Raw genomic sequence first — 20,987 nt, 5'->3', positions numbered from 1 at the left:
AATGTATATCGATAGGGATTTGTGAAATCTATATATTTTAAGAAGGAGCCTTGGAATCATCATAAATATCCTGTATTTTTGCTTTTACAGCTTTACGACGTTTTTCTGTATCAGAAGGTACGTGGTGGAGCCATGCAAGATATCCTGAGCGAGAGACACCTAAAAATTTCAACATTCCGGAAACGGAAACCCGACGTCCAGCCTTTTTGGCAGCTTCCGTCTTCTCAGACACTTCAAGATAAATGGCTTCCGTCATTTTCCCAGAATGTTGATTGCTTTTTTTAACACATCAAGTGCATCTTGGGCATCACGTAATTCACGTCTGAGACGGGCAATTTCCTTCTGCTCATCAGATGCATAATTACCAGAACCACGAACAGGAATATCACCTGATTCCCGGAAGTCTTTTAGCCATTTTGTTAATGTGCTGTATCCGATGCCAAGATTTTCTGCACATCCACGTACTCCGAGATCTTTGTGATCCTGATAGTACTGGACTGCATCAAGTTTAAATTGTTTGTCATGTTGCTTTGCCATATGAGATCTTCCTTCAGCATGTCTCTATTGTATCATGCTTATGTGTATTTGGAATTTCTCATTTTGGTTTGTACTATTTATATTCTAGCACCAATACCTGCAATCTATGAAGGCAAATCTGAGAGAAATTATTCACTATATTGACGAGTCAACACTTGAAAAAGCGAAGAACGAAAAAGTTCAAAAGCAAGAGTCTCCCTCAAAGATGTCAAAAGACGTAGAGGAGTCTGTTGATAAGATGATCTCCAATCGTATGAGCAAAGCATATTCTGAATGGAAATCAAATCAAGATACACAGCCATTTAATGAAAATATAGAGAAGGAATACCAGAAGCTTTTGGAAACACTGTCTCCGGAACAAGAGGAAGTGCTTACGAAGTATTGTGATGAAATATTTGCCAGCGGAGCAGAGACAGAAGAGTTTTTTTATCGCCTGGGTATAAAGGATGGACTGGGATTAAAAAATACGGTAAAATCTGTATTAGAAATGATGTCGTGAAATCGGAATTTGGAGGGATAATGAGATGAATATAAAAGATTTTAAGTGGACGAGAGAACCTGATGATTACACGCTGACAGATGACAAAATTGAGATTATCACACAGCCTGGAACTGATTTGTGGCAAAGAACTTACTATCATTTCCGCAATGATAATGCTCCGGTTTTGCAGATAGAAACAGAGGAAAAGTTTTTTTCATTTATGGTGAAAACAGATTTTAAGGAAAGCCATCATCGCTTTGATCAGTGCGGTGTGGTTATGTATCTTGACAGTGAGAATTGGTTGAAAGGTTCTATAGAATATGAGAATGACAATTTTCAGCACCTGGGAAGTGCTGTGACAAACAATGGATATTCAGATTGGGCAACTACGGAAATTGATGCAGAGATTAAATCTATGTGGTATCGTCTCAGTAGACGTGAAGATGATTATTGCATTGAATGTTCTGAGGATGGAATACGGTTTAAGCAAATGAGGATTTGTCATATGTGGGCTGGTGCAGGAAAAATCAAATTTGGAATTTATGCATGCAGTCCGGAAGATTCATCGTTTAAAGCGGTATTTACAGATATGAAATTGACGGAGTGTCAATGGAAAGCCCACGATGGTCAAAAGCCGGATGAGATGTAGCAGACTGTATTTGATATAAAAAACCAATATGAAAATAGTTAAAGTTTTTCAATTTGTGTAACTGAGAAAAATGAAAATTGCGGAGGTGGATTTGTTGAAGGAAAGTACATATCAAACTCCTTGCGGAACAATTCACTATTGGTCAAATAATCTAAGTTTGGATACAACGACGCTTGTATTTTTACCAGGGCTGACTGCTGACCATAGATTATTTGATAAACAGGTTGAGTACTTCGATGGAAAATATAATATTATTGTATGGGATGCACCGGCTCATGCCTCTTCCTGGCCGTTCCGCTTTGACTTTGATCTGTTTGATAAGGCAAAATGGCTGAATGGGATTCTTGAAAAAGAAGAAATCATAAAACCAATTATAATCGGTCAATCAATGGGAGGATATGTAGGCCAGGCTTATGCACAATTGTATCCTGACCGGCTGGCAGGTTTTATTTCCATTGATTCAGCACCGCTCCAGAGAAACTATGTGACAGCAGTGGAGATCTGGCTTCTGAAAAGAATGGAACCAGTATATGCATATTACCCATGGAAGTTGCTTTTGAAATCCGGAACTGAGGGAGTTGCAACTTCTGAGTATGGCAGAAATCTGATGAAGGAAATGATGCTGGTCTATGATGGTGATCAGCATCGTTATGCCCAAATTGCCGGGCATGGATTTCGTATTCTGGCAGAGGCAATGGAAAAGGATCTGCCATATGAAATCAAATGTCCTTCCCTGTTGATATGTGGTACAAAGGATCATGCCGGTTCATGCATAAGGTATAACAGAGAATGGCATCGAAAAACGAAAATTCCTTTAAAGTGGATTGAAGGGGCCGGTCATAATTCTAATACAGATAAACCGGAGATGATAAATAGTTTGATAGAAGAATTCCTTTCAAACATATAAAGACTATTGAAAACAATTGGTCAACCGTTATAAAAGGACAATAAACAAATCGGAATCAGTAGGAGGATCATTATGAGATTTTATAACATATTTTTCAGCCCGACAGGGGGTACAGAGAAAGTAGCAGATATTGTTGCGAAAGGGACGAAGCTGGATGCTGAAGAAATCGACCTAATTAAAGAACCAGATAAACTCATGAAGGTGAAATTTGAAAAAAAGGACCTATGTTTGGTTGCTGTACCGTCTTACGGTGGACGCATTCCATCAGTTGTAACGGATATGTTCCGCAAAGTAAAGGCAGATGGTACGAAAGCAATTCTTGTGGCAGTATTTGGAAACCGTATGATTGATGATACTCTATTGGAACTACAGGATGTTCTGGAGGCATCAGGCTTTGTATGTATCGCAGGAATGGAGGCAGTCGCAGAGCATTCCCTGATGCACCAATTTGGAACCGGACGCCCGGATCAGCATGATGAAAAGGAATTGCTGGAATTTGCCGCAAAGATTATGCAAAACAGCGAAGCACAAAGGACACCTGCATTTCCGGGAAACAGACCATATCGAGAATATGGTGGTGTTCCACTCAAACCTGTTGCAAATGGAAAATGCACTTCCTGCGGTCTGTGCGCAAAAGAATGCCCGGCAGGTGCCATTCCGTTGGACAATCCGAAGATGACCGATAAGGATAAGTGTATTTCTTGTATGCACTGTGTAGCAGTCTGTCCGAAGAAAGCAAGAAATTACAGTAAGCTTGTTAGTTTTATCGCTGGACTGAAAATGAAGAAGGTTTGTTCCGGTAGGAAGGAAAATAAATTGTATTTATAATAGGGCGAGCAATACAATGAGAAACATGTAAATTCAAGTTTGGAGAATTAAGAAAATCGGAAGTTGTAGTAAAGGAGGTTTACAATGGGGTTTTGGATTTTTATGTTGATTATGGATTTGCTTCTCCCATTTACGATGATTGGTTTTGGAAGATATTTTATGAAAAAGGCTCCAAAGGAAATAAATTCAGTATTTGGATATCGGACTTCGATGTCTATGAAGAACAAAGACACATGGGAATTTGCTCATAAATATTGTGGTAAAGTCTGGTATGTCTGTGGAATGGTTATGTTGCCGATAACAGTAATATTCATGCTTTTAGTGATTGGAAAAAATGAAGATTGTGTTGGGAGTATAGGAGGAATTATCTGTGGTGTTCAACTTATTCCTTTAATTGGGTCTATTCTCCCAACAGAAATAGCATTAAAAAAGAATTTTGATAAGAATGGAACAAGACGATAAATTCAAGTTTGCGGGATTGACAATTTATGATTATATCAAAGTAAGATAATTACAATCAATAACGCCGGTGCGGGATTTTGATATCCAGTACCGGCGTTACCGATTCCATAGAGACTTGAGAGTGCAGCCTGCTTCATATCCGTATTAGGCATAGAATTCAACTTATATTGTTTACGATGAGTATCACTATACTTGTAAGAATCATGACTACTCCAACTGCACGGTTAAGGGTCTTTGCATCTGACTTGTTGGCTATTATAGTAGCGATTCTAGCCCAGAGAAGTGTGAATGCGGCGCATAGGACCATAATCGTAATGTCTGGCATGCCACCGATTGCGAAATGACTGATTCCGCCTGTAAGTGCGGTAAATGCCATGATGAATACACTGGTTCCAACCGCCATGTGCATCTGATATCCCAGAAAAGAAGTCAGTACAAACAGCATCATCATTCCACCACCAGCACCGACAAATCCGCAGATAAAACCGACGAAAATGCCTTCTATAATCGCTTTCATTAGTCGCTCTTTGGCAGAACCGGCATTCATCTGTTCCCTTGTGGTTGTGACTGGTTTTAGGATAAAGCGTAGCCCGAGGATGATCAGGGCAATCTGCATGGTACTGCCCATCGCTCTTTCAGGTAGAAAACTTGCAACAAAACTACCGATGACTGTTACGATCAAAACGCTAATCATCATGGGTAAACTGTTTTTGACGTCCAGATTTCCGCTCTTTTTGTAGGTGTAAGCACTGACAGCGCTGGCCAGTACATCGCTAATCAGACCTATTCCGACTGCTTCATATGCTGGGACACCTAAGAAAGAAGCCAGCATAGGCCCAATAACTGCAGCTGCACTCATACCAGCAAATTCGGTTCCGATGCCTGCTCCGGCTCCAGCAAGAAAACATATTATGAAACAGTTACCTTTGTTTTGTCGCATGAAAAATCAAAAAAGGATTAAGAGGGATGTAGCAATGAAGGATGATCAGAGAATTGCATTGACCAAGAGGCTTTTGCGAGAGGGACTTTTACGTTTGCTCAGCAAAACTGATCTAAATAAAATATCAGTAACTCAGTTGTGTATAGAGTCCGGTATCAATAGAGCGACCTTTTATCGTCATTATGAAGAGCCTCGCGATATATTAAATGATATTAAGTATGAAATATTTCAGGAAGTTTCAGCATTTGCGGAAAAAGCTGCATCTAAGGGTGACACGAGGAAATGGCTGGAACTTGCATGCTGCTACTTTTACGAGCATTCTGATATATTAAAAATTCTTTTTCGGTACAGGACAGATGATGATTTTGTATTGTTTTTAAATGAGAGATTTAATGAGCAGTATCCGAATCTGATAAATAAAGGATATTTTACTGATGTTGATGATGATACGATGAGACTTGGTACTTTTTATCATGCAGGTGGTATTTATTATATCCTAAGACAGTGGATTACAGAGCCAATCAACAAAACACCACAGGAAGTAGCCGTACTGATGTACCATTTTCTCAATGTGGATTAACTTGATAACTAGGGATTTATAAAAACGGCAGTTATATCGGATGCCTGAGCAAAGAATTTTCATTCCTGACGCCACATTATAATATTGATTACAATGGATGGCATATTGATGGAACAATTATGGAATGGGATTATAGCATTCTTGATCAAAGTGGTTATTTAATTGCACGGGTCAATAAAGAACTGTTTCATATGTCAGATACTTATGTCATTGATGTACAGGATCCAGGAAATACGTTGGATGCGTTGATGTTTGTACTGGCAATCGATGCAGAAAAATGTTCCAGAAATTAAATAGTTGATCTTGTTGTCGAAGATATTCGGAGATGGGGAGGTAGCATGGGATTATTCAAAAAGAAAATCGTGAAAAAAACATATGACCGAGAACATATGAAACCAGTTATTCGTGCAAGCATTTGTACCGGAGAAGAAGTAGCAGGATTCAAAGACATACGGACTGGAAAAATCGAAGAAATCATGCTGATCAGATCTCCAGAGGACTTAGAAAAATTCAAAGAGATATATGAGATAACAGAGGAAATTGCAAAAGAATATTAGACATTGGATGAGGAGGAGATGTTGTCATGAGAACTATAGGTAATATCCTTTGGTTTATATTTGGAGGATTACTGGGCGGTTTGGCCTGGGTTTTTGCAGGTTGCATATGGTGTATTACAATTATTGGAATTCCGGTAGGTCTGCAATGCTTTAAATTTGCAACCTTGGCATTTTGGCCGTTTGGAAAAGAAATCGTGTATGGAAATGGCATGTTTTCATTTCTGGTAAATCTTATATGGATTATATTTTTTGGATGGGAAATGGCACTTGGAAACCTGATAGTGGGTTGTATTTGGTGCATTACGATAGTTGGAATTCCATTTGGAAAGCAGTTCTTCAAGATGGCAAGACTCTCTTTCATGCCATTTGGTGCGAGTGTGATAGGGTAGAATGTGTAAGGTCTTATTGATGAAAAATGAAATAATATTATTCACGGATGGTAATATTAATATTGGAGTTCAAATAAACCCTGAACAGGAAACAGTCTGGTTGACACAGAAGTATTGTTTGATGTTAAGCATATGCAGCAGCCGGTCACTGATAAGGAATTTAAAAATTTCACAGACTGTGCGGTTAAGAAAAGTAACGAAAATGCTCTGATTTTCACAACTGAAGATATGGAGAAGCCTTTCATAAGCTTTAATGAAGGAATGTAGAATTTCTTTGAACCGGAGCTTCAGAAGAGATTGTATGAAATGGAAAAAGTCATTTAATATATATTGATCAATGATATAATATTCTAAAATGTTGATGATAAAAGAAATATAGTAATTAAAAATGTTACAAAGTTGTTCTTGATAAAAATATTATTTGGTAACAGGAGATGTTTTATGTTAAAAAGAAAAGTGACGCATTACATAAAAAATGGGTAGATTCAAAAAACAAAAAATGTCTTGTAATTCAGGGAGCCAGACAAACAGGAAAAACATATATAGTTGAAAGATTTGCAGAAGAGAACTATGAAGAAATTGTTGAAATTAATTTTAAATAGATACCTTCTGCGATGGATATTTTTTCCGGTGATCTAACAGTAGATAATATGGTTATGGCTATGTCCGTATTTGATGACGGAAAGTGCAAAAGCATTAGATAAAATATTGCAGACCATGAGAGAGTGGGGAAACTGATATTTATAACTTTGAATTTGGAGGTTATCGGAAATGACTGAAAGAGAAAAAATGCTAAGTGGAGAGTTGTACGATCCAACGGATAAAGAATTGGAGCAATTACGCGTGAATGCACGTAAATTAGCAAGAAAATACAATTCGACAGATGAAGATGATCAAGAAGAACAAGCACAGATATTGAGGGAATTATTGCCAGCAACAGAGGAACTCCCCTATTTACAGGCGCCTGTTTATTTTGATTACGGATGTAATACGTTCTTTGGAAGATTCAGCTCTGCTAATTTTAACTTTACATGTTTAGATGTATGTGAAATACATATAGGCGATAATGTGATGATTGGTCCAAATGTTACATTGGCAACTCCTATGCATCCATTATTACCTGAAGAACGCAATATTAGGAAAAGAGAAGATGGAAGTTTTTATAATCTTGAATATGCGAAGCCAATAACTATAAAGGATAATTGCTGGCTGGCATCCAATGTGGTTGTTTGCGGTGGTGTCACCATAGGAGAAGGGTGTGTAATTGGTGCAGGGAGTGTTGTAACAAAAGATATTCCGCCGTATAGTTTGGCAGTTGGAAATCCATGCCGGGTCATTCGAAAAATAACTGAGAAAGATCATATGCCAGATGGAATTGAAAAGATTTAAAAATTTGCATTGATGATAAGCAGTTCATCTGAATAAAGAAAATAAAATGATCACAATTAATAACGCCGATGCAGGATTTTTATAATCCTATATCGGCGTTTGTTGGTTACAAGAGAATGTATTTTACACTTATTTTCCAAATGTATTGCTGGATTTAGCTGCAGCTTTAGCTGCCATGGTGTTGGTGGACTCAGACAAGGAAGTTGTCGGCGCGACCGGACACATCAGTACTCGTCCTGTTCCACGATAAACATTTACCAGACCCTCTCCGCTAACTGCAGATCCGACAAGTGTTTTTGTAGATCTTTCTACGGTAAATTCAAGATTTGATGACCAGCATACAGCAAGGTTTCCATCAATTTTCAGTTCATCATTTTCCAATATGACTTCAATCAATTCATCTTCGGGAACATTAGACTCCAGTGCAGCTACACCATTTCCCTGCAAACTCAGATTAAACAGACCTTCGCTACCTAATACTGCTGATGAAAGGTTCTTTCTGGCCACAACTTTACTTTTTACATTTGCATCACAAGCCAGGAACATGCCATCTTCAATTGTCATTCCGGCTGGTCCCCATTTGCCAATGTCTGCAAGGATAATATATTTGTATGTCGGTTCTAATACCAGACAGCCTTCACCAACATATTCCGGTTTAACTGTGGTTTCTTTTGTAACCGCACCCTTGAATGCCTTTCCAAGGAAATCTCCGATACCTTTTACACCAGATGTGGCTTGTACGTTACCACCCATCCATTGCATGGCACCAGCCTGGATAACAGCTGAATGGTCTTTATCAATATCAATAACAACCTGTCTTCTTCTGACATTCATTTTACTCATGAAATACTCATTCATTGCATTCATAGGTGAAACGCTGGCATCCTGCACATATTCAAGCACATGGAAGTTTTCGATACTTTTCGCATATTTTCTGTTTTCATTTTGCAAGTTTTCAATTCGCATAGCATAATCTCCCTTTTAATAATAATTTATGATGTTGCTCGGATATGCTTATTATAAAAGAGGCAGCATAGATAGGAAACAATTCGTGCAGAGAAATATAAAGACAGAATTCTCAAAATTCGAGAAATATAAAGATGCAATTCCTCATGGTGGATGTGTATTATGAAAAATAAATTTGTTATAGTGACAATATCAGCAAAAAAACAGAATATAAATGGGGTGATCAGATGGAAGCGGCACAGAGAGTTCGATTAATCCGGATAATAGAAAAGATGGAGAAAAATCCGGCATTCAGTAATAAGCTTGGCATAAAGAACACATCTGAATATTTAGCAGAAAAAGAACAGAAAAAATGAAAGACACATATCAGAATGAGTTTCAGAAGGAGTAAAAAAATGTTATCGTTATTATTTGCAATTTGTATGATTTGGTTTGTTGGAAAATTTTTTGTTTTTGGGTTAAGAGCATCCTGGGGAATTATGAAATTACTTTGCACAGTTATTTTCTTCCCGGTGATATTGATTGGTATGGTTGTAGGTGGACTGATGTACATTGCTTTTCCATTGTTGATTGTCGGTGGTATTATAGCATTGGTGACGTCACATTCATAATCGATCAGGAGGAGAAAACGAATGGGATATGATATTGAAAAAGAAAAAAGAGAAGCAATTGAAGCTGGACGTAGAGCTTTGAACAGTCTTCAGGCAGCAAAAGAAAATTTAAACAGTGCAAAGAACTGGGGACTGGTAGATATGTTTGGCGGTGGTTTTTTCACTACGATGCTAAAACGTTCTAGAATTGATCAGGCCAAACGGAATATGGAACAGGCAAAGTATGATCTTCGTAATTTCAGTAGAGAATTAAATGATGTAAATATGGTATGTAACTTGAATATCGATACTGGAGATTTTCTTTCTTTTGCGGATTATTTTTTTGATGGATTTGTTGTGGATTGGGTGGTCCAGGATCGAATCAATAATGCAAAAAGACAGGTAGAAGAAGCTATTCGAAGAACAGAAAGTATCGTCAATCAATTACAGCGTATGTAAAGGAAAAGGCAATGAGTCAGAAATGGTTCATTGCCTTTCGTCGCGTTATGGCTTATTTTAATTTTTCTTTTTTGGCATTTAAGAGCTCAAGATTCTTGGTGAAGGCGCTTTCTCCGGAACCTTGATACCAGCTTTGCGGATCATAGCATCAAAATTTTTTTCAATTATATGCAGGGTATTCTGTTGCTTCTGGAGATCCTGCTTTTCTTTTTTTGCTGAGGACAGTTCTTCTAGTTCCATCTGTTGTCGCTGCAGTTTTTCAACCGACGGAAGTTTGTGAATACCAAATTCTGAGCACGTATGATGTCACGACAGGTCCGATAGACTTCACAGTGTTTCTGAATTACTTGTTGATTTTGAATTGCCAGCCTCGTTTGCTGAATCTTATTATCGGTGGCATGAATGGAAGCCTCCAAATCTGCAACATGATTTTGGAATTCTTTGTAGTTTAGTTGGCAATTAAAGGCCTTTAATCAGCGTTTAATCTGCCATAGGGCCCAATTATCTCCGCCATAGAACCAGTTGGTTGTCGGGATTTTCGCACAGCCATTTATTGTAAGATGATAACATCAAAAAAGAAGAAAAATCCAAGGAGGACTGGCAGATGAAAGGTTATAACACAAGGTCAGTATGGATAATATCAGCAGAAATAAGGTATCTGCTGTCGGAACAGAAAAAGTTTCAAAATAAATCAAAAAATATTGATGAAGTCTACCAATCAGTGTTTTTTCGTTGTATAATGTTTTTGTCGTACAAGGTCACTTTCCTTTGTAATGTTTTGGGTCAAATTCATTATACATCAGAAAGTCCTGTACGATATTTTTTTATGAAAAAGTTGTAAAGTGGTGTTAGATAATAAAAGATTGGAACAATGAAAGAGGAACAGGAAATATTTGAGCGAATTGTTATGACGAGAAAGATTTCAGGTCAAGATAGATAAGAATTAGAGTACAGGAGAAAGTAAATGGTAAAACAAATAGTAAGAGATGTTTTCTTCTTAGGCCAGCCATCTGAACCGGCCACGAAAGCTGACATCCAGGTTGGAAAGGATCTGCAGGATACGCTGCAGGCGAACAGAGAACGTTGTGTTGGTATGGCGGCGAACATGATTGGTGTAAAGAAGAATATCATTATTGTAAATATGGGATTCATAGATGTTGTGATGTTCAATCCGGTGATTGTTTCAAAGCGTGATATGTATGAGACAGAAGAAGGTTGTCTGTCTCTGGAGGGTGTTCGTAAGACGACCAGATACCAGGAAATTGAAGTAGAGTATTATGATTTCAACTGGAAAAAACAGCGCCAGAAATTGTCAGGATGGACAGCACAGATTTGCCAGCATGAAATTGATCATTTGTCTGGAAAGATTATTTAACCGCATGCGGATTGCGAATATTCGCTTGACTCAAAGCGGATTGCGAGGTGTCTGATATGTTGAAAAACGTACTGATTGTGGTGGATGATATAGAAAAATCCATAGAGTTTTATAAGGACTTATTTGGACTGCAAGTGATTCTTAAGAATGAAGGCAATGTGATCTTATCGGAGGGACTTGTTTTGCAGGATGCCGACGTATGGGGGAAAACATTGAATGAAATTTCTACGCCATTCAATAACATGATGGAATTGTATTTCGAGGATTTTGATATAGATGGATTGCTTGCAAAATATGAATCTGGTAAGTATTTCGTCCGATATGCCACTGAACTAACAGAACTTGCAGGTGGGCAGAAGCTTGTAAGGCTGTATGATCCGAGTGGTAATCTCATCGAGGTTCGTACGCCATTTATGTGTAATTAAAGGAGAAGATATGCAGATTTTTGTTGATGCAGATGCCTGTCCGGTAATTGGTATTGTTGAAAAAGTTGCAAAAGAGCACAGTGTTCCTGTAACGTTGTTGTGTGATACCAATCATGTGTTAGCTTCTGATTATAGTAAAGTGATCGTAGTTGGAGCCGGAGCAGATGCAGTGGATTATAAACTGATCAGTATTTGCCATAAAGGAGATATTGTTGTATCACAGGATTATGGAGTGGCGGCAATGGCACTTGGAAAAGCTGCGTATGCGATTCATCAATCCGGGAAATGGTATACCAATGAGAATATTGACCAGATGCTTATGGAGCGGCATCTGAATAAGAAAGCACGAAGGGCATCCGGCAAGAAGCACTTAAGAGGACCACGAAAACGAACATCGGAGGATGATGAGCATTTTAGAGAATCCTTTGAGAAAATGATACATATGGCAATGGATAAGGAGAATTGATTTGAACGTACAGATTTTTGGAACAAAGAAGTGCAATGATACAAAGAAAGCAGAACGTTTCTTTAAGGAACGTGGTATCAAGTTTCAGTTTATTGATATGAAAGAAAAGGGCATGAGTAAGGGCGAATTCAATTCGGTTGCCCAGGCAAATGGTGGACTGGAAAATATGATCAACTGGGAGGGCAAGGATAAGGATCTGCTTGCGCTCATTAAGTACATTGCAGAGGAAGATAAACTTGAGAAGGTGCTGGAAAACCCGCAGGTGATTAAGACACCGGTGGTTCGTAATGGAAAACAATCCACTCTTGGATATCAGCCGGATATCTGGAAGGCGTGGAAGTAAGAAACAGGATGTTTTACCATGTATGAGGAAGAAGAAAATCGCTGGCGTTGTTCCTTCCGGTCTGATGGAAAATGGATTAATGTAAATGAACTCCTGCAGACGTTTGGCGGAGGTGGACATGCTGCGGCAGCTGGTGTGCGCAAACGGACGAATGATGTTGAAAAATTCAGGCAGGAAATCCTTGAGCGGATTGTTATGATGAGAAAGTTTTCCGGGCAGGATAAATAAGAATTAGAAACAGAACACAGGAGAAATCGGGAGGTGTAGAATGATGGAAAAGGAAAGAACCTATATTGCAATCGATCTTAAGTCATTCTATGCGTCTGTGGAATGTAAAGAACGAAATCGGGATCCTTTGACGACCAATCTTGTGGTTGCGGATAAAAGTAGAACAGAAAAAACGATCTGTCTTGCGGTATCGCCAGCATTAAAGTGTTATGGGATACCAGGAAGGGCTCGTTTATTTGAGGTTGTTCAAAAAGTAAAAGAAGCCAACAGCGCCCGCAGGTGGAAAGTGCCGAACAGAACTTTTATCGGAGCCTCTGATGACAGCACAGAATTAGATACTAATCCGGAACTGGAGATTGATTATATTGTTGCTCCTCCCCGGATGGCTCTCTATCTGGAATACAGCACCAGAATTTACAGTATTTATCTGAAATATATTGCGCCGGAAGATATTTTTCCGTATTCGATCGACGAAGTATTTATGGATGTAACGGATTATCTGCATACTTATAATATGACAGCAAGAGAACTTGCAATGACCATGATACAGGATGTGCTGAAAACGACAGGTATAACGGCAACTGCTGGAATCGGAACGAATATGTATCTGTGTAAGATTGCGATGGATATCGTGGCGAAGCACATTAAAGCAGATAAAGATGGTGTACGAATTGCGGAATTGGATGAAATGTCATACCGAAGGAAACTCTGGAGCCACAGACCACTTACTGATTTTTGGAGAGTAGGAAAAGGATATGCAAAGAAGCTGGAAGAATACGGGCTTTATACAATGGGAGATATTGCCAGATGTTCCATCGGAAAAGAAAATGAGTTATATAATGAAGACCTGTTATATAGGTTGTTTGGTGTTAATGCAGAGCTTCTGATCGATCATGCCTGGGGATATGAGCCCTGTACCATGGAAATGGTCAAGGCTTATAAGCCGGAAATGAACAGTGTTTGTTCCGGGCAGGTACTTCATTGCCCTTATGATTTTGAAAAAGCAAAATTAGTCGTCAAAGAGATGACGGACCAGATGGTTTTGGATTTGGTGGATAAGAAGCTGGTCACAGACCAGATCGTGTTGACGGTTGGTTATGATATTGAGAATCTGAACAATGCCGACAGGAGAAAGCAGTATCATGGAGAGGTTACGATCGACCGTTATGGAAGAAGAATTCCGAAACATGCACATGGAACGACCAATCTGAAACGGCAGACTTCCTCAACCAAGATGATAACGGATGCAGTAATAGAGTTATATGACAGGATCGTTGACAGAAACCTGCTTGTCAGAAGAATCAATATCACAGCGAACAGGCTTGTGGAGGAAAGTTCTGTAAAGAAAGAAGAAGTGTATGAGCAGCTGGATCTTTTTACGGATTATGAGGCGAAAAGGAAAAAGAAGGAAGAGGAAGAAGCCGCGCTGGATCGCGAAAAACGTATGCAGGAAGCAATGCTCAGTATCAAAAAGAAATTTGGAAAAAACGCTGTGCTGAAAGGGATGAATCTTCAGGAAGGTGCAACCGCTAAGGATAGAAATGAACAAATTGGCGGACATAAGGCGTAAAGGAGTTGGAAGAGGATGAAAAATAATTCTTATGACGATATCATCAATTTACCTCATCCGGTCTCTAAGAATCATCCGCAAATGCCGCTTCAGGATCGGGCAGCGCAATTTGCTCCTTTTGCAGCCCTGACCGGACATGATGCTGCGATAAAGGAAACGGCAAGATTAACCGATGAAAGATTGGAACTGAGCGAGGAAGCGATTGCTCAGCTGAATGAAAAAATCAATATAATCAGAAATAATATCGGTATAGAACAGAAAATATCGATAACTTATTTTATTCCCGATGCAAAAAAAGCAGGCGGCTCCTATGTTGTGTGTTCTGGTGTTGTAAAAAAGGTAGACGAATACGAGCATGCTATAATCATGACGGATCAAACGGTCATTCCAGTCGAACAGATAAGTGATATTAAATGTGAAGAGTGGTAAATGTGAAAAATGTTTCACTGGTGTTGATTTACTGTTTATAGTATTTCGCAACATCGTTTTTGAATTTTTCAAAAAGAGGATAATAAATATTTATAATGTCCTGAAATTTCTCTGCGGCGAAAGTACCATCGTAATCATGAGACAAATGATTTCTGGATTTCAGCATTTGCAGCCAGGTGTCATCATCAATAATACCATTGGTAAATGCCTGTTGCAGAGTTTCGCGTGGAGAGCCAACTGCAAAATTAAGAATTCCCATTTTTTTGATCAGGATATCTTTCATAACTTTCCAGGAGATGTCGAAAGTAAGACTGAAATTGAGAACAGTTCCCTCGAGAACAAAATCGGTCTTGGGGTCGGCTGTTTTGCTTTTTGCAAGATTGGAGAGACTTTTACAGAAAGTGTTATAGCGGTTAATAAATTTGTTTTCCATATTTTTTTATATCCTCCAATAAATACTCATTTTTTATATTGTCAAAGTCAAAAATATCAATTTTCCTTAGCGTTTCAATCTGCAGAAGATCATCTTCTAACTGCATTAGATTATCACAGCCGTATACTACAAAATCAATATCACTGGTGGGGGTTGCAGTGCCTGTGGCGAAGGAACCGAATAAATCAAGGCGTTTTACGTTATTTTTTTTGCAAATCATGGTTACTTTTTCGATGATTTCGGAAATTGGCATTACGTTCATGATCCACTCATGTCCTCCTTTACTTGGAAAATTCTGATAAAAATATGATAGCAGTTTCTATAGATTAATTCAACTTTAAAGACACTGACTGCGGTTGGTGTTATTCTATAGTCGTAATCCTTTCGTGGTGTTATGGATTATTTTAATTTTTCTTTTTCGGCATTTAAGAGTTCAAGATTGAGCCCTTGTTCTCCAGCTGTTTTATCTACCCAAAGATTCAAAGAGTCTATGGCTAAAGAAATTTCATCAAGTTTTTTACTGATATAAGCAAAATCTTTCATTTCATCATCACTGATCTTACCGTCACGGGCAATCTGGATCAGACGACCGGTAAGAGGATTGATTTCATTTAAACTGGCAATTGTCTCCAAAATGATATTTGACAGATCGGTCATTTCTATTTCTGGAACATAACGATAGCCGATTTCGCATTTGTGAGAGCAATAATAATTGCAAAGATCTGGTCTTTTATAGGCATCTGCCATCTGGAGGATATCATAAGGCGTAGGTTCTTGTGTTTCATATTCAAATTTTTCAATTTTTGAATCAGAGACAGCATCCATTCTTTCACTGGCTTCTGCTCTTGTAAGTCCTGCCGCTTCTCGGCAAAGCTGGTAAATTGTTTTGTTTTCCCTGGTGGATTGTTTACCCATGAGAATTTCCTCCTCGTATATCGCTAAACTTGCGGATTATTTATGTTCCAGGCCGCATGCTGAGCGTGTATTTCTTATATGAATTTTATTATACATAAATTATGAATTAACAACAAGTAATAGACTTTGTAAAATTACCTATTTTATAAATCATTTCACGGGAATTTTTTACAATTAAATAATCCATTCCAAGGAAAAGCCAGCCCAGCTATTCATTGGAAAGACCATAGAAAAGACAGGTTCAGATACACTGATTAACCTCAGTATGTCCGGAACTGTTTTTTTGTTGCTATCGTTACTTTCGGCTGCCTTTGCCACGCTTGCTTCCTGGAGATTTCAATGACAAACCCTCTCCCATAAGGTATAATAAAGCAGAGTATTTTGTTTTGCTCACCACGAAACGAGAGGGAGATCTACATTAATGGATGCGAATGTGATCAATGAATTGAATTAAAGGAAGCAGAGGCGGCAAAATGGCTTACAAAGGATCAGTTAAATAGTGTTGCCTGGTTACCGGCAGACGTCACTTTGATAGATATAATCCGAAGGTACATGAAATAAGCTAAGATTGAGGAGAAACTTCCTGGACAAAACAATAGAATATTATAATCAAATGCGGATATGTTTGTCCAGGGGACTCGTTTGGTAGATTTTACGGTTGTACAGGAGCGGTTCACTAAAATGCTTCCGGTAGGTTCAAGGATATTAGATTTTGGTTGTGGTTCTGGTTGAGATTCACGATATAGCTGATTGGTTGTTACAGAGAAATCAAAGTTGGTGGAGAATATTTGTTATGATCAGAAAGATGCAGAACATAGATATTAATAGAGTCGCTGACATATGGTTAAAGACCAATTTAAAAGCGCATTATTTTATTCCTGAGCAATATTGGACAAGTAATTATGAATTAGTGAAAGAAATGATGTCACAAGCGGAAGTCTATGTGTATGAAGATGATAAAATGATTCAGGGGTTTGTCGGATTAAGTAACGAATACATGGAAGGTATTTTTGTTTCTGATGAAATGCAGTCATGTGGTATAGGTAAACTTTTATTAGAGTATATCAAGAATAAAAAAGTTAGATTGCGATTAAACGTATACCAGAAGAATACCAGAGCCATCTCTTTTTACCAAAGAGAAGGGTTCGATATTCAGTGTGAAGGATTCGATGATGCTACTGGTGAAAAAGAATACACAATGTTGTGGCAACAGAAATAGAAAGCGGATTTTTGGGGAGGATTTTATATGGAGTTTAACAATAAGGTAGTGATTGTGACGGGAGGCGCGCAGGGCATTGGAAAGACCATTGCAGAGGAATTGCCTTTATGAAAAAAGCATAAATATAATGACAACACCCAAAAGAAAGGAAGAAGTAATCATGTATAAAAAATTAATGACATGCCTGGAAAGCGTAAGAAAGAAAATTGATTTCAAACCAGAAGTTGCACTGATCCTTGGATCCGGACTTGGAGATTTTGCAGATGGAATTCAGATTGAACAGACCATCGACTATACGGACATCGAGGGATTTCCAGTTTCTACTGTAAAAGGACATAAGGGACGTTTTGTGTTTGGGTATGTGGAGAAAACACCGGTTGTAATCATGCAGGGACGTGTTCATTATTATGAAGGATACGCAATGTCAGATGTTGTTCTTCCAACGCGTCTTATGGGAATGCTCGGTGCGAAAAAAATCCTTCTCACTAATGCAGCAGGAGGAGCTAATCCTTCCTATAAACCGGGAGATTTCATGATGATCACAGATCACATTACAACGGGAGTTCCAAGCCCTCTGATAGGACCGAACATGGATGAGCTGGGAACCAGATTTCCGGATATGAGTGAGGTATACAGCCGTCGTCTTCAGGATGTGATCCGCAAATGTGCAAAAGAATGTGACATCAAACTTCAGGAAGGTGTTTATGTACAGTTTACAGGACCAAATTATGAGACTCCTGCAGAAGTAAGACTTGCACAGAGATGGGGTGGAGATGCAGTTGGAATGAGCACCGCATGCGAAGCTATGGCTGCCCGACACATGGGAATGGAAATCTGTGGAATTTCCTGCATCACAAATATGGCAGCAGGAATTTCCCAAAAAGAGCTTAACCATAAAGAAGTGCAGGAAACAGCAGACCGCGTAGCGAAATCCTTCAAGGAATTAGTAACAAAAGTTGTTGTAAATATGTAAGATCCATAAGTAAGACAGCAGAAAGGAGACAAAAATTATGAAGAAATATAAGAGAATATTTACTATTGTAATAGACTCCTTTGGGGCAGGAGCAATGCCGGATGCAGCCCGGTACGGGGATGAAGGAACAGATACTATGGGACATATTTCCCAGAATGTAGATGAATTTACGATTCCAAACCTTCAGAAGCTTGGAATTGCAAATCTTCATCCGTTGAAACAGGTTGCAGCAGTAGAGCGACCAATGGGCTATTATACATTTTTAGAAGAAGCCAGTACCGGAAAAGATACTATGACAGGACACTGGGAAATGATGGGACTTCACATCACAAAACCGTTTAAGACTTTTACAGAGACCGGATTTCCAAAAGAGCTGATCGATGAGCTCGAGAAGAGAACGGGACATAAAGTAATTGGAAACAAGAGCTCCAGCGGAACAGAGATCCTGGATGAACTGGCTGAGGAAGAAATCGCTACCGGTCATATGATCGTTTACACATCTGCTGATTCTGTATTGCAGATCTGTGGAAACGAGGAGACTTTCGGACTGGATGAACTGTATCGCTGCTGTGAGATCGCCCGTGATATCACCATGAGGGATGAGTGGAAAGTCGGACGTGTTATTGCAAGACCTTACCTTGGCAAGAAAAAAGGTGAGTTCAAACGTACCAGCAACCGCCATGATTATGCACTGAAGCCCTACGGAAAAACTGCGCTTAATGCATTGAAGGATGCAGGTTATGATGTGATCTCCGTTGGAAAGATTTTTGATATTTTTGACGGCGAGGGACTGACAGAGTCCAATAAGTCAAAAAGCTCTGTTCATGGAATGGAGCAGACAATTGACATTGCGAAAAGAGAGTTTGAGGGGCTTTGTTTTGTAAATCTTGTAGATTTCGATGCTCTTTGGGGACATCGACGCAATGTAAAGGGATATGCAGAGGAACTTGAAAGATTTGATGTAAAACTTGGTGAACTTCTTGATGAGCTTCGTGAGGATGACCTTCTGATCATTACAGCTGACCACGGAAATGATCCGACACATACAGGAACTGATCACACAAGAGAAAAAGTACCATTTTTTGCTTATTCTCCATCTATGGAGGGATACGGAAAACTGGAAGATCAGAATACTTTTGCAGTAATCGGTGCAACGATCGCAGATAATTTTGAAGTTAAGATGCCGGAGGGAACAATTGGAAGTTCTCTTCTGGATGAACTGAAGTAAAAGGAAGGTAAAATGGATAAAAAAGATATATTAAAAAAGGTGGATCACACATTACTTGGACAGACTGCAACATGGGATGATATTCGAGGAATCCTGGATGATGCCATGAAATATGAGGCTGCATCTGCATGTATTCCGGCTGCTTATGTAAAACAGGCAGCGGAATATGTAGCGGGAAAACTTCCGATTTGTACAGTGATCGGTTTTCCGAACGGATATAATACAACTGCTGTAAAGGTATTTGAAACAAAAGACGCTATTGCAAATGGTGCTTCAGAAATCGATATGGTTATTAACATCGGATTTTTAAAGGATGGAAGATATGAGGAAGTAGAGAATGAGATTCGTGCGATCCATGAAGCTTGTGATGGAAGAATCCTCAAAGTTATCATTGAGACATGTCTTCTTACCGAAGAAGAGAAAATTAAAATGTGTGAGATCGTTACAAATGCAGGAGCAGAATTTATCAAAACTTCTACCGGATTTTCTACAGCGGGAGCAACTTTTGCAGATGTAGAGCTGATGAAGAAATACATTGGAAAAGATGTAAAAGTTAAGGCAGCAGGTGGAATTTCATCTTTCGATGATGCAGAAAAATTTATCAGTCTTGGCGCAGAGCGTCTTGGAACAAGCCGTCTTATTAAGATCCTGAAAAATACGGACACTGGTGCAGGATATTAACACTGTGAAAGAGGACTGTCAAAGACAGGATTATACATAAATTATGAACTAACAACAAGTAATAGAATTTGTAAAAGTATCATTTTACATTTTTCTACCAGCTGTGGATAAAGGATGGACGGAATCTAAAAAATACGATAAAATCTGTATTAGAAATGCTGTTGTTGTGAAATTTACAAACGCTCGAAAAAGGAAAAATAAACATGGCAAAGAAAGATTTGCTATCCGGTACCGGCGTTAATTTATACAGGTGATATTATGAAAATTACTTACATTAACCACAGTGGATTTTTGGTTGAGACCAGAGACTGCTACTATATTTTTGATTATTACAAGGGTGAATTACCGAATCTTGACAAGGAGAAAGAAGTGATCGTTTTTTGCAGTCACTTCCATAAGGATCATTTTAACCCACAAATTTTTGGGATCCTTGATGATATGGGAATGACTTATCAGGCAATCCTGGCGAATGATATACGAAAAAGGAATCATTTGTCGGATATGAAGATCACATATGTTTATCATGATCAAGCTTATAGTTTGGATAATGAAACCAAAGTTGATACATTGCTATCTAACGATAGTGGTGTCGCATTTATTGTCAAAACAAAGGAAGGTACCATTTATCATGCCGGTGATTTAAACGACTGGTATTGGGATGGTGGGTCGAAAGCTGATAACCAGAGACTTACTTCAGCATATCGCGCGGAGATCAGGAAAATCAAGGGTATGCATTTTGACGCTGCATTTGTTCCCTTGGATCCGAGACAGGGAGATCACTATGCTGACGGGATCCTGTATTTCCTTAAAAATGTAGATTGCAATGTCATTTTTCCAATGCATTACTGGAATGATGCCAATGTAATTAAGCGGTTTATTACTGAATATCCGCAATATAAGTCACGCATTAGAAACACAGAATGTACAAAAGGAGAAGAAATTTCATCGTAGACCCAGATGGCTACTGG

Annotated in this window: 32 protein-coding genes and 1 pseudogene; 26 read left to right on the top strand and 7 right to left on the bottom strand. The window is 38.7% G+C overall.

Annotated elements, in window-relative coordinates:
- Positions 1 to 37: 37 nt before the first annotated feature.
- Together CCC17_RS04820 and CCC17_RS04815 are read right to left on the bottom strand one after the other, a co-directional pair.
- The gene (locus CCC17_RS04820; RefSeq protein ID WP_015526483.1) at positions 38 to 256 is read right to left on the bottom strand and encodes a hypothetical protein; all 219 of its coding nucleotides are present in this window, start codon (positions 254 to 256) and stop codon (positions 38 to 40) included.
- The gene (locus CCC17_RS04815) at positions 253 to 537 is read right to left on the bottom strand and encodes a transposase (RefSeq protein ID WP_005612369.1); all 285 of its coding nucleotides are present in this window, start codon (positions 535 to 537) and stop codon (positions 253 to 255) included. The genes CCC17_RS04820 and CCC17_RS04815 overlap by 4 nt, the downstream gene beginning before the upstream one ends.
- Before the next feature lie 106 nt (positions 538 to 643).
- On the opposite strand from CCC17_RS04815, the gene CCC17_RS04810 reads away from it, so the two are divergent.
- From CCC17_RS04810 to CCC17_RS04790, 5 genes are all read left to right on the top strand, one after another.
- Positions 644 to 1,036, top strand: a complete 393-nt coding sequence (locus CCC17_RS04810) for a hypothetical protein (protein WP_287082620.1) — start codon at positions 644 to 646, stop codon at positions 1,034 to 1,036.
- A 25-nt stretch (positions 1,037 to 1,061) separates the two neighbouring features.
- Entirely contained in the window at positions 1,062 to 1,667 is a 606-nt protein-coding gene (locus CCC17_RS04805) for a DUF1349 domain-containing protein (RefSeq protein WP_287082619.1), read from the top strand.
- A 94-nt stretch (positions 1,668 to 1,761) separates the two neighbouring features.
- On the top strand, positions 1,762 to 2,574 hold the full coding sequence (locus CCC17_RS04800; RefSeq protein ID WP_287082618.1) for an alpha/beta fold hydrolase: 813 nt from the start codon (positions 1,762 to 1,764) through the stop codon (positions 2,572 to 2,574).
- A 72-nt stretch (positions 2,575 to 2,646) separates the two neighbouring features.
- A complete protein-coding gene (locus tag CCC17_RS04795) occupies positions 2,647 to 3,402 on the top strand; it encodes a 4Fe-4S binding protein (RefSeq protein ID WP_059086554.1) in 756 nt (251 codons plus the stop codon).
- A gap of 84 nt (positions 3,403 to 3,486) precedes the next feature.
- Entirely contained in the window at positions 3,487 to 3,864 is a 378-nt protein-coding gene (locus tag CCC17_RS04790; protein ID WP_003864540.1) for an SdpI family protein, read from the top strand.
- Between the two features lie 157 nt (positions 3,865 to 4,021).
- Here CCC17_RS04790 and CCC17_RS04785 read toward each other — a convergent pair whose 3' ends face one another.
- Positions 4,022 to 4,804 carry a sulfite exporter TauE/SafE family protein gene (locus tag CCC17_RS04785; RefSeq protein ID WP_287082616.1) on the bottom strand — a complete coding sequence of 261 codons (783 nt, stop codon included), beginning with the start codon at positions 4,802 to 4,804 and terminating at the stop codon, positions 4,022 to 4,024.
- Positions 4,805 to 4,838: 34 nt separating this feature from the next.
- On the opposite strand from CCC17_RS04785, the gene CCC17_RS04780 reads away from it, so the two are divergent.
- From CCC17_RS04780 to CCC17_RS04755, 6 genes are all read left to right on the top strand, one after another.
- Positions 4,839 to 5,384 (top strand): TetR/AcrR family transcriptional regulator, encoded by a 546-nt coding sequence (locus CCC17_RS04780; RefSeq protein WP_287082615.1) that lies wholly within the window; start codon positions 4,839 to 4,841, stop codon positions 5,382 to 5,384.
- A 119-nt stretch (positions 5,385 to 5,503) separates the two neighbouring features.
- Positions 5,504 to 5,677 carry a hypothetical protein gene (locus CCC17_RS04775; RefSeq protein ID WP_015526478.1) on the top strand — a complete coding sequence of 58 codons (174 nt, stop codon included), beginning with the start codon at positions 5,504 to 5,506 and terminating at the stop codon, positions 5,675 to 5,677.
- A 45-nt stretch (positions 5,678 to 5,722) separates the two neighbouring features.
- Positions 5,723 to 5,941 (top strand): hypothetical protein, encoded by a 219-nt coding sequence (locus tag CCC17_RS04770; RefSeq protein ID WP_015526477.1) that lies wholly within the window; start codon positions 5,723 to 5,725, stop codon positions 5,939 to 5,941.
- A gap of 26 nt (positions 5,942 to 5,967) precedes the next feature.
- A complete protein-coding gene (locus CCC17_RS04765) occupies positions 5,968 to 6,330 on the top strand; it encodes a YccF domain-containing protein (RefSeq protein ID WP_015526476.1) in 363 nt (120 codons plus the stop codon).
- A gap of 434 nt (positions 6,331 to 6,764) precedes the next feature.
- A complete protein-coding gene (locus tag CCC17_RS04760) occupies positions 6,765 to 6,932 on the top strand; it encodes an AAA family ATPase (protein ID WP_015526474.1) in 168 nt (55 codons plus the stop codon).
- 169 nt (positions 6,933 to 7,101) lie between these two features.
- Positions 7,102 to 7,719, top strand: a complete 618-nt coding sequence (locus tag CCC17_RS04755) for a sugar O-acetyltransferase (protein ID WP_287082614.1) — start codon at positions 7,102 to 7,104, stop codon at positions 7,717 to 7,719.
- 129 nt (positions 7,720 to 7,848) lie between these two features.
- Here the strand turns inward: CCC17_RS04755 and CCC17_RS04750 are convergent, their stop codons facing one another.
- Positions 7,849 to 8,685, bottom strand: coding sequence for an AIM24 family protein (locus CCC17_RS04750; RefSeq protein WP_287082613.1), 837 nt, complete (start codon positions 8,683 to 8,685; stop codon positions 7,849 to 7,851).
- 395 nt (positions 8,686 to 9,080) lie between these two features.
- Between CCC17_RS04750 and CCC17_RS04745 the strand changes: the two genes are divergently transcribed.
- The 9 genes from CCC17_RS04745 (at position 9,081) to CCC17_RS04705 (ending at position 14,570) form a co-directional block, all read left to right on the top strand.
- Entirely contained in the window at positions 9,081 to 9,296 is a 216-nt protein-coding gene (locus CCC17_RS04745; RefSeq protein ID WP_015526469.1) for a hypothetical protein, read from the top strand.
- A 21-nt stretch (positions 9,297 to 9,317) separates the two neighbouring features.
- Positions 9,318 to 9,734, top strand: coding sequence for a hypothetical protein (locus CCC17_RS04740; RefSeq protein ID WP_173769048.1), 417 nt, complete (start codon positions 9,318 to 9,320; stop codon positions 9,732 to 9,734).
- Between the two features lie 964 nt (positions 9,735 to 10,698).
- Positions 10,699 to 11,109 (top strand): peptide deformylase, encoded by a 411-nt coding sequence (locus CCC17_RS04735; RefSeq protein WP_287082612.1) that lies wholly within the window; start codon positions 10,699 to 10,701, stop codon positions 11,107 to 11,109.
- 56 nt (positions 11,110 to 11,165) lie between these two features.
- On the top strand, positions 11,166 to 11,534 hold the full coding sequence (locus CCC17_RS04730) for a VOC family protein (RefSeq protein ID WP_287082611.1): 369 nt from the start codon (positions 11,166 to 11,168) through the stop codon (positions 11,532 to 11,534).
- A 10-nt stretch (positions 11,535 to 11,544) separates the two neighbouring features.
- Positions 11,545 to 12,000, top strand: coding sequence for a YaiI/YqxD family protein (locus tag CCC17_RS04725; RefSeq protein WP_287082610.1), 456 nt, complete (start codon positions 11,545 to 11,547; stop codon positions 11,998 to 12,000).
- 1 nt (position 12,001) lies between these two features.
- Positions 12,002 to 12,343 carry an arsenate reductase family protein gene (locus tag CCC17_RS04720; protein ID WP_019163300.1) on the top strand — a complete coding sequence of 114 codons (342 nt, stop codon included), beginning with the start codon at positions 12,002 to 12,004 and terminating at the stop codon, positions 12,341 to 12,343.
- An 18-nt stretch (positions 12,344 to 12,361) separates the two neighbouring features.
- On the top strand, positions 12,362 to 12,571 hold the full coding sequence (locus tag CCC17_RS04715; RefSeq protein WP_173741640.1) for a DHHA1 domain-containing protein: 210 nt from the start codon (positions 12,362 to 12,364) through the stop codon (positions 12,569 to 12,571).
- A gap of 43 nt (positions 12,572 to 12,614) precedes the next feature.
- A complete protein-coding gene (locus tag CCC17_RS04710) occupies positions 12,615 to 14,141 on the top strand; it encodes a Y-family DNA polymerase (protein ID WP_287082735.1) in 1,527 nt (508 codons plus the stop codon).
- A gap of 15 nt (positions 14,142 to 14,156) precedes the next feature.
- Positions 14,157 to 14,570 carry a hypothetical protein gene (locus CCC17_RS04705; protein ID WP_287082609.1) on the top strand — a complete coding sequence of 138 codons (414 nt, stop codon included), beginning with the start codon at positions 14,157 to 14,159 and terminating at the stop codon, positions 14,568 to 14,570.
- Positions 14,571 to 14,598: 28 nt separating this feature from the next.
- Here CCC17_RS04705 and CCC17_RS04700 read toward each other — a convergent pair whose 3' ends face one another.
- The 3 genes from CCC17_RS04700 to CCC17_RS04690 all read right to left on the bottom strand — a co-directional run bounded on the left by CCC17_RS04700 (position 14,599) and on the right by CCC17_RS04690 (position 15,918).
- The gene (locus CCC17_RS04700; protein ID WP_015526459.1) at positions 14,599 to 15,003 is read right to left on the bottom strand and encodes an HI0074 family nucleotidyltransferase substrate-binding subunit; all 405 of its coding nucleotides are present in this window, start codon (positions 15,001 to 15,003) and stop codon (positions 14,599 to 14,601) included.
- The gene (locus CCC17_RS04695; RefSeq protein ID WP_287082608.1) at positions 14,984 to 15,265 is read right to left on the bottom strand and encodes a nucleotidyltransferase family protein; all 282 of its coding nucleotides are present in this window, start codon (positions 15,263 to 15,265) and stop codon (positions 14,984 to 14,986) included. The genes CCC17_RS04700 and CCC17_RS04695 overlap by 20 nt, the downstream gene beginning before the upstream one ends.
- 137 nt (positions 15,266 to 15,402) lie before the next feature.
- Positions 15,403 to 15,918 (bottom strand): helix-turn-helix domain-containing protein, encoded by a 516-nt coding sequence (locus CCC17_RS04690; RefSeq protein WP_092071021.1) that lies wholly within the window; start codon positions 15,916 to 15,918, stop codon positions 15,403 to 15,405.
- Positions 15,919 to 16,368: 450 nt separating this feature from the next.
- On the opposite strand from CCC17_RS04690, the pseudogene CCC17_RS15000 reads away from it, so the two are divergent.
- The 6 genes and pseudogenes from CCC17_RS15000 to CCC17_RS04660 form a co-directional block, all read left to right on the top strand.
- Positions 16,369 to 16,479: pseudogene (locus CCC17_RS15000) on the top strand (8-oxo-dGTP diphosphatase MutT); the annotation flags it as partial.
- A gap of 232 nt (positions 16,480 to 16,711) precedes the next feature.
- Positions 16,712 to 17,137, top strand: coding sequence for a GNAT family N-acetyltransferase (locus CCC17_RS04680; protein ID WP_287082606.1), 426 nt, complete (start codon positions 16,712 to 16,714; stop codon positions 17,135 to 17,137).
- Positions 17,138 to 17,297: 160 nt separating this feature from the next.
- Positions 17,298 to 18,110: a purine-nucleoside phosphorylase gene (locus CCC17_RS04675; protein ID WP_022427082.1), complete on the top strand. Its 813-nt coding sequence runs from the start codon at positions 17,298 to 17,300 to the stop codon at positions 18,108 to 18,110.
- Positions 18,111 to 18,147: 37 nt separating this feature from the next.
- Complete coding sequence (locus tag CCC17_RS04670) at positions 18,148 to 19,338, top strand: phosphopentomutase (RefSeq protein WP_287082604.1); 1,191 nt, start codon at positions 18,148 to 18,150, stop codon at positions 19,336 to 19,338.
- A gap of 12 nt (positions 19,339 to 19,350) precedes the next feature.
- The gene (gene deoC / locus CCC17_RS04665; RefSeq protein ID WP_015526453.1) at positions 19,351 to 20,019 is read left to right on the top strand and encodes a deoxyribose-phosphate aldolase; all 669 of its coding nucleotides are present in this window, start codon (positions 19,351 to 19,353) and stop codon (positions 20,017 to 20,019) included.
- A gap of 258 nt (positions 20,020 to 20,277) precedes the next feature.
- Positions 20,278 to 20,970, top strand: a complete 693-nt coding sequence (locus CCC17_RS04660; protein WP_186582588.1) for an MBL fold metallo-hydrolase — start codon at positions 20,278 to 20,280, stop codon at positions 20,968 to 20,970.
- Positions 20,971 to 20,987 lie beyond the last annotated feature (17 nt).

The sequence above is a fragment of the Blautia sp. LMAG:36 genome (assembly GCF_008680535.1).
In the GTDB taxonomy this organism is placed as follows: Bacteria; Bacillota; Clostridia; order Lachnospirales; family Lachnospiraceae; genus Blautia_A; species Blautia_A fusiformis.
Note: the sequence above shows the minus strand (reverse complement) of the source record. Positions and strands in the feature narration are given on the sequence as shown.